This window comes from Methylibium sp., from assembly GCF_013817345.1.
In the GTDB taxonomy this organism is placed as follows: domain Bacteria; phylum Pseudomonadota; class Gammaproteobacteria; order Burkholderiales; family Burkholderiaceae_C; genus Methylibium.
The window spans coordinates 22318-28636 of sequence record NZ_JACDCW010000051.1; the positions used below are offsets into that span (position 1 = coordinate 22318).

General features: G+C 66.9%; 8 protein-coding genes. 3 read left to right on the forward strand and 5 right to left on the reverse strand.

Annotated features, from left to right (window positions below):
• Positions 1-29: 29 nt before the first annotated feature.
• The 4 genes from H0W40_RS11270 to H0W40_RS11285 form a co-directional block, all read right to left on the reverse strand.
• On the reverse strand, positions 30-473 hold the full coding sequence (locus H0W40_RS11270) for a DoxX family protein (RefSeq protein ID WP_292446223.1): 444 nt from the start codon (positions 471-473) through the stop codon (positions 30-32).
• Between the two features lie 89 nt (positions 474-562).
• Positions 563-1354 carry a DUF2063 domain-containing protein gene (locus H0W40_RS11275; protein WP_292446211.1) on the reverse strand — a complete coding sequence of 264 codons (792 nt, stop codon included), beginning with the start codon at positions 1352-1354 and terminating at the stop codon, positions 563-565.
• The gene (locus H0W40_RS11280) at positions 1351-2241 is read right to left on the reverse strand and encodes a DUF692 domain-containing protein (protein WP_292446213.1); all 891 of its coding nucleotides are present in this window, start codon (positions 2239-2241) and stop codon (positions 1351-1353) included. The genes H0W40_RS11275 and H0W40_RS11280 overlap by 4 nt, the downstream gene beginning before the upstream one ends.
• Before the next feature lie 43 nt (positions 2242-2284).
• Positions 2285-2593 carry a DUF2282 domain-containing protein gene (locus H0W40_RS11285; RefSeq protein ID WP_292446214.1) on the reverse strand — a complete coding sequence of 103 codons (309 nt, stop codon included), beginning with the start codon at positions 2591-2593 and terminating at the stop codon, positions 2285-2287.
• Between the two features lie 421 nt (positions 2594-3014).
• Between H0W40_RS11285 and H0W40_RS11290 the strand changes: the two genes are divergently transcribed.
• On the forward strand, positions 3015-3506 hold the full coding sequence (locus H0W40_RS11290; protein WP_292446215.1) for a hypothetical protein: 492 nt from the start codon (positions 3015-3017) through the stop codon (positions 3504-3506).
• A 152-nt stretch (positions 3507-3658) separates the two neighbouring features.
• Complete coding sequence (locus H0W40_RS11295; RefSeq protein ID WP_292446217.1) at positions 3659-5005, forward strand: NAD(P)/FAD-dependent oxidoreductase; 1347 nt, start codon at positions 3659-3661, stop codon at positions 5003-5005.
• Between the two features lie 150 nt (positions 5006-5155).
• Here the strand turns inward: H0W40_RS11295 and H0W40_RS11300 are convergent, their stop codons facing one another.
• Positions 5156-5575, reverse strand: a complete 420-nt coding sequence (locus tag H0W40_RS11300) for a Fur family transcriptional regulator (RefSeq protein ID WP_292446218.1) — start codon at positions 5573-5575, stop codon at positions 5156-5158.
• A gap of 173 nt (positions 5576-5748) precedes the next feature.
• Between H0W40_RS11300 and H0W40_RS11305 the strand changes: the two genes are divergently transcribed.
• On the forward strand, positions 5749-6297 hold the full coding sequence (locus H0W40_RS11305; RefSeq protein ID WP_292446220.1) for a DUF2796 domain-containing protein: 549 nt from the start codon (positions 5749-5751) through the stop codon (positions 6295-6297).
• Positions 6298-6319: the final 22 nt, after the last annotated feature.

Below are 6319 nucleotides of genomic sequence, written 5' to 3' on the forward strand. Positions count from 1 at the left end.
CAACGGCACCGGTGGGCAAGGACATCCGATCAGCGGCCGGTGCGCCGCGCCAGCCAGTGGTCGATCGACAAGGCGCCAGGCCCGCGCACCATCAGCCACAGCAGCACCGCGGCCCAGACGCCATGCGTGGCGTAGGCGCCGGGATACACGAGTAGCTGGATCACCGCCGTCATCACCAGCAGCCCGAGCGCCGCGAAGCGCGTGCCCAGACCCAGCAGGATCAACACCGGCAGCGCATGCTCGCCCACGGCGGCCAGCACGGCCGCCAGTTCGGGCGACAACAGCGGCAGCTGGTACTCGTCGCGGAACAGATCGACCGCCGATGAAGACAGCCGCGGCACGCCGAACTCGAAGCTGCCGCTGACGATGTCGATCGCCAAGCCTTCGATCTTGGTCTGGCCCGACTTCCAGAACACCGCCGCGATCGAGAAACGCGCCAGCAGGGCGATCAGCGATTCGGGGATGCGCGCCATCGCGGCGTTGAAGCCGGCTACGAGCGAGGCGAGGGAGTGATTCGACTTGACGGCCGTGCTCGTGGCGAGCGGGGTCGATGAGGAGGTGGTCATGAGTCGTCTCCGGTGGGGTGCCACGCGACGATGGCGTCGTGGGCGATGAGCAGGGACAGGGCGCTTGCCAGGTCGAAGGCGGCGTCCGACGCCGTCGCCGCCGAAGCCGCCTCGCCCAAGGGGCGGCCTTCGATCAGCAAGCGGTAGAAGCGTGCTGCGGCCAAGGGCACGGGCAGCACGGTGGCGTCGTCTTGGTGGCGCAGGATCAGCGCTGCTTCGGGCTCGTTCAGGGCCACGTCCTCGATACGCCCGCGTCCCTGGTGAGCGGCCCACAGCGACACGACCGCAAATGGCGAATCGAGCAGGCTCACCGATGGGTGCAGCCGCAGGCGCGCCCCAGGCAGACGCTGCGGGTCGGCAAGCCGCGCGGCCACCGCCTGTGCCGCCAGTGCTGGCTCGTCGGCTGCGTGGTAAGCGCGGCCCCGCGCGCGCTCCAGGCGGGCCATGTCGGGCAGATAGGGCAGTGCGCTGGCCGGCTCGAAGTGCTGCAGCCAGTCCGCGAAGCTGTCGCCGTAGTCGGCCAGCACCGGCGAACGCGGCGGGTGCTGTGTCACGTAGAGGCGCCCCATGGCGGAGAAAAACGCTTCGCCGACCAGTTCGCGCACCACCGGAAAGCTCCCGGCCAAGGCCGCCACCAGCGACACCACCATGTTGTTGCGATAGACCGCAAAGCGCGGCGCGGGGTCGGCGCCGTTCCAGGCGAAGAGGCCGTACGGCGCAGGGCTTTCGGCGTCGAGCAGCGCGGCCGCGAACGCCTGCTGCATCCGAAGGGCAGGCGGCTGGGTCACGCGGCTAGCGAATCGACGGTCGATGGCCGGCATGCCGCTGCCCGCTGGCGTGCAAAAGCCGCCTCGGCTTCGAGCGCCGGCCAGGCCGGAACGTCGTTGTCGCGTTCGATCAGCGTCGGCACCGGGCCCAGGCGCTCGAGGGTCCGCGAGTACAAAGCCCATACCGTGTCGTCCACGGGCGCCCCGTGGTCGTCGATGAGCAAGCGGTCGCCGGCGCCGTCATGGTCTTCGGCGAAACCCGCGAGGTGAATCTCGCCGACCGTGCCGAGCGGCACCGCATCGACGAGGGCGGCGATGAAGGCCCAGGGGTCGCGGCCGTGGTTCACGCCGCTGACGTAGGCGTTGTTCACATCCAGCAGCAGTCCGCAGCCGGTTCGGCGCACCACCTCGGCCAGGAACTGCGCCTCGTCCATCGACGACGAGGCGAATTCGACATAGGTGCTCGGGTTCTCCAGCAGCAGGCGGCGGCGCAAGTGGTGCTGCGTCTGATCGACGTGCTCGCAGACGCGCTGCAGGGTCGGAACGTCGTAGGGCAGCGGCAGCAGGTCGTTGAACCACAGGCCGCCGTGGCTGGACCATGCGAGGTGCTCCGAGAACCAGGCCGGCTGATAGCGCTCGAGCAGGCGCGCGAGGCGATTCAGGTGCGCCGCGTCCAGCGGGCCCTCACCTCCGATCGACAGGCCCACGCCGTGCACGGACAGCGGCCAGCGCTCGCGCACCTGTTCCAGGTGTCGCAGGAAAGGGCCACCGGCCACCATGTAGTTCTCGGCGTGGACCTCGAAGAAATCCACCGCGGCGCCCTGGCCCAGCACGGCTGGGACATGAGCCGACTTCAGGCCGACGCCCACCGCAGCGGTGGCGGCCGTACGCTGGATGAAGTCGGTCATGACGGCCGATGCTCGGGCATGCAGGGCGCGCGCGCACGCCCGATCAGGCCTTCTTCTCCTTGAACTCCTTGGTCTGGCCGAAGCCGGTGTCGGAAGTCTTGGAGGCGGTCTTCTCGCAAGTGCCCGCGGGCACCAGCTTCCAGGCATTGCCCTGGTAGTCGCGCGTGGCGGTGCCGGCGCAGGTGGTGCCGGGGCCGGCGGCGCAATCGTTCTTGCCCTTCATGGCGACGCCGTAGCACTTCTCCTTGTCGGCCGGCTGAGCCTGGGCCGCAATGGGGCCGAGCGAAAGGGCAGTGCCGAGCGCCAGTGCGAGCGCGGCGGCGGTGGTCTGGGTAGCGAGGGAGTTGGACATGGGCATGCTCCGTGAGGCTTGCATCGGTTGAGTGGCTGGGCGGCGTGATCGGTGATCGGCCGCCTGCTGCAGAGTCGCTGCAGGCACCACGGTGGTTACAGGCCACTCGCCGATTCGGGTTTGTCCGGAGCCGCAAGTGCAGCGGCGTCGGAGGCGCTGTAACCGAAACATCGGCGGCTGCGTATAAACCTTGAGTCGTCACGAAAAAACGCGTCCTCGGCGATTCGCTACCTTGAGCGGTAAACGGGAACCCGTCTTGCCCACGAAGGACTTGCCTGCCGGAAGGCTCGCTCCGACGCACGAAAAGCCGATGGAAAAGAGCAAACGCATCAAAAGTGCGGCGGGAAAGCGAATGCAATGAAAGGAACACACCATGGCAAACGAAATTCACCATCCCTCGGCCCACAACGCCTCCGGGGACGTGCACGAGATCACCGACTGGAAGGCCGCCGTCTCGGCCGGTGTCATCGCCGGCGTGGTCTTCATGATGGCCGAGATGATGATGGTCTGGCTGTTCATGGGCCAAAGCCCGTGGGGGCCGCCGCGGATGATGGCGGCAATGGTCCTGGGCAAAGAGGTCCTGCCGCCGCCAGCGGACTTTTCGCTCACGGCCATGATGACGGCGATGGCGATCCATCTGCCGCTGTCGGCGGTTTACGGCGCCATCATCGGCTGGCTCGTCCATCGCTTCGACATGCTCGCCGCAGTGCTCATCGGCATGGTCTTCGGCATCGTCGCCTTGTACGTCGTCAATTTCTATCTGATTGCCCCGGCGATGTTCCCGTGGTTCGTCGAAGCGAGGAATTGGGTCAGCCTGGTCGCGCACGCCATGTTCGGCATCGTTGCGGCGGCTGCGTACGTTGGACTGCGCAAACCGTCGGCCCATCGCGCCGCAAGCTCGACGGGTCGGTGATCCGGACGTCACGTGCAATCGAGATGAAATAGCGTGCGACCGAGCCTTGCCCGAAGGCGGGCGCGGTCCGCAAGGCTCGGGCCGCCTCCGCGGTCTCTCGGTTGTCGATCGGGCCCGGTGCGCCACAACGCTGACCAAGTTCTGGGAATGCCATGAGCAAACAGTACGACCTCGTGGTACTGGGGACCGGCACGGCCGCGAACACGGCTGCCGCGCAGGTGCGTGCCGCCGGCCGGACGGTTGCAGTGATCGACTTCCGACCCTTCGGCGGCACCTGCGCGCTGCGCGGCTGCGATCCCAAGAAGCTACTGATCGCAGGCGCGTCGGCGATCGACCATGTGCGCCGCATGCGCGGCAAGGGTGTGGCGGGCGACGTGCGCATCGACTGGCGCGACCTGATGGGCTTCAAGCGCAGCTTCACCGACCCCGTGCCCGCCAACACCGAGCAACGCTACGCCGACAAGGGCATCGACAGCTATCGCGGGCAGGCGCGGTTCATCGGCCGCAACACCGTGCAGGTCGGCGGTGAAACGCTCGAGGCCAGACACATCCTGATCGCCGCGGGTGCCGAGCCGGTCAAGATGCACATCCGCGGCGAAGAGCATCTTGTCACCCATGAGGGGTTCCTCGATCTGGAGACCCTGCCTCGTCGCATCGTGCTGGTCGGCGGCGGCTACATCGCCGCAGAGTTCTCCCACATTGCCGCGCGGGCCGGCGCCGAGGTGACCATCCTCCAGCGCGGCGAGCGGATGCTGCAGGGTTTCGATCCGGACGTGGTGGGCTGGCTGATGGAGGCGTTCGAATCGATCGGTGTGGACGTTCGCCTGGGCAGCCAGGTCGAGTCGATCGACAAGACGGACAGCGGTTACCGGGTCGGTGCGTCGTCCGACGGTCAAAGCTCGGTGGTAGAAGCCGACGTGGTCGTACATGCAGCGGGACGCGCGCCGGCACTGCACGGACTGGATCTTGAAGCAGCCGACGTGGCTGTCGACAACGGGCGTCTGAAGCTCAACGAGTACCTGCAGAGCGTGTCCAACCAAGCGGTTTACGCAGCCGGCGACGCCGCCCAGGCAGGCCCGCCGCTGACGCCCGTATCAAGCCACGACGCCAAGGTCGCTGCGGAGAACATCATCGAAGGAAACCGGCGCAAGCCGGACTACCGCGGGGTGCCGAGTGTGGCGTTCACGATCCCGCCCATTGCGATGGTCGGGTTGAGCGAGGCCGAGGCCCGCGAGCAGGGGCTCGGGTTCAAAGTGAATTCGCAGAAGGCCTCCGACTGGTTCACGGCGCGCCAGGCGGCCGAGCCCACCTACGGCTTCAAGGTGCTGGTGGAAGAGGACAGTGAGCGCATCCTCGGCGCCCATCTTGTCGGGCCCCATGCCGACGAGGTCATCAACCTTTTCGCTCTGGCGATCCGCCATGACCTGACCGCGTCGGCTATCAAGGGCACCCTGTTCGCCTACCCGACCGGGGCTTCGGATATCGGCTACATGGTTTGAGTTCAGGCATTGCGTCGGCAAGCAAGCTTGTGTCTGCGCGCCAGTCCCGCCTTTGCTTCGGCTTCAACGTGGCGATGCCTGACCCTCGGAAGTCCGCTGACCGGGCTGCTGCCGGTTTCGAGGACACCTTGACATGGTGGGATCAGCGTTCTAGCGGCGTGTTTGCGGCTTGCTTGTCGCCGGCCGCCTCGATGCAGGCTTGGGCTGGCAGGTCAGGCACCGTCCGTACAGCGTGAGGTCGTGGTCTTCCACGGTGAAACCCTCCGGCGCCAACCGGGCCAGGTTGCCGGGGCAGGCGTGCACGTCGAACACGCGCTGACAAGTCGTGCACTGGAAATGGTGGTGATGGCCGTGATCCACGGACTCGTAGCGCGGGTTGTCGCCCGGCAGCCGCACGGCCCGCAGTTCTCCGTCATCGACCAGTTGCTTGAGAGTGCGATAAACCGTGGCGATGCCCAGGCCCGGCACTTGGCCTTGGGCGCTCTCGAGCACTTCTTGTGGCAGCAAGGGCCGGCCCGCAAGACCGATGGCCTCCCGGATGGCTGTGCGCTGGCGAGTTGATCGTTCCATGGAAAGAATTGTGCCGTCTGCCGCTCGGGGTTTGATGGGCTGTTGTGATAATGCGCTATCGTTATCGAATCACTGTGGCGACCGGTTGCACGCAGCATCGCCCGACGGCTGCGTGAGCCGGCGAAGCAGCACCGCACAAGGCTTCCACTCTCCACCACTCGAAAGGTTGTTCCATGTCGGCGAATCGAAATCTCGTCCTTCTTCGTGCTGTCGCGTCTTCGGCTGCGCTGCTCACTTCCAGCACAGTTTTCGGTCAGGGCGACGCGCATGTGCATGGCTTGGTTAATCTCGACGTGGCCATCGAAGCGCAGACGCTGACGGTCGCCCTCGAAGCGCCCCTGGACAACCTGCTCGGCTTCGAGCACCGCCCGCGCACCCCCGCGCAGCGCAAGGCTGCCGATGACGCGATGAAGCGCATGAACGACGGGGCGTCGCTGGTCCGGCCGGCCGCTGCGGCACAGTGCACGCTCGCGAACACGACCATCGAGGCCGAAGCCCTGCAGTCCACCGCGCCCGCGGGCGCAAAGGAAGACGAGCACGCCGACCTCGATGCCACCTTCGTCTTCACCTGCGCGCAGCCCGACAAGCTCGCTTCGATCGAGCTCGGCCTGTTCGAGGCTTTCCAGCGCATCAAGCGCATCGAGGTGCAGGTGGCGGGCCCCCAGGGGCAATCGAAGCAGACGCTCGAGCGCCCGCAGAAACTGCTCAAACTCGCCCGGTGAGCACCCCTGAAGCGAGCCAGCC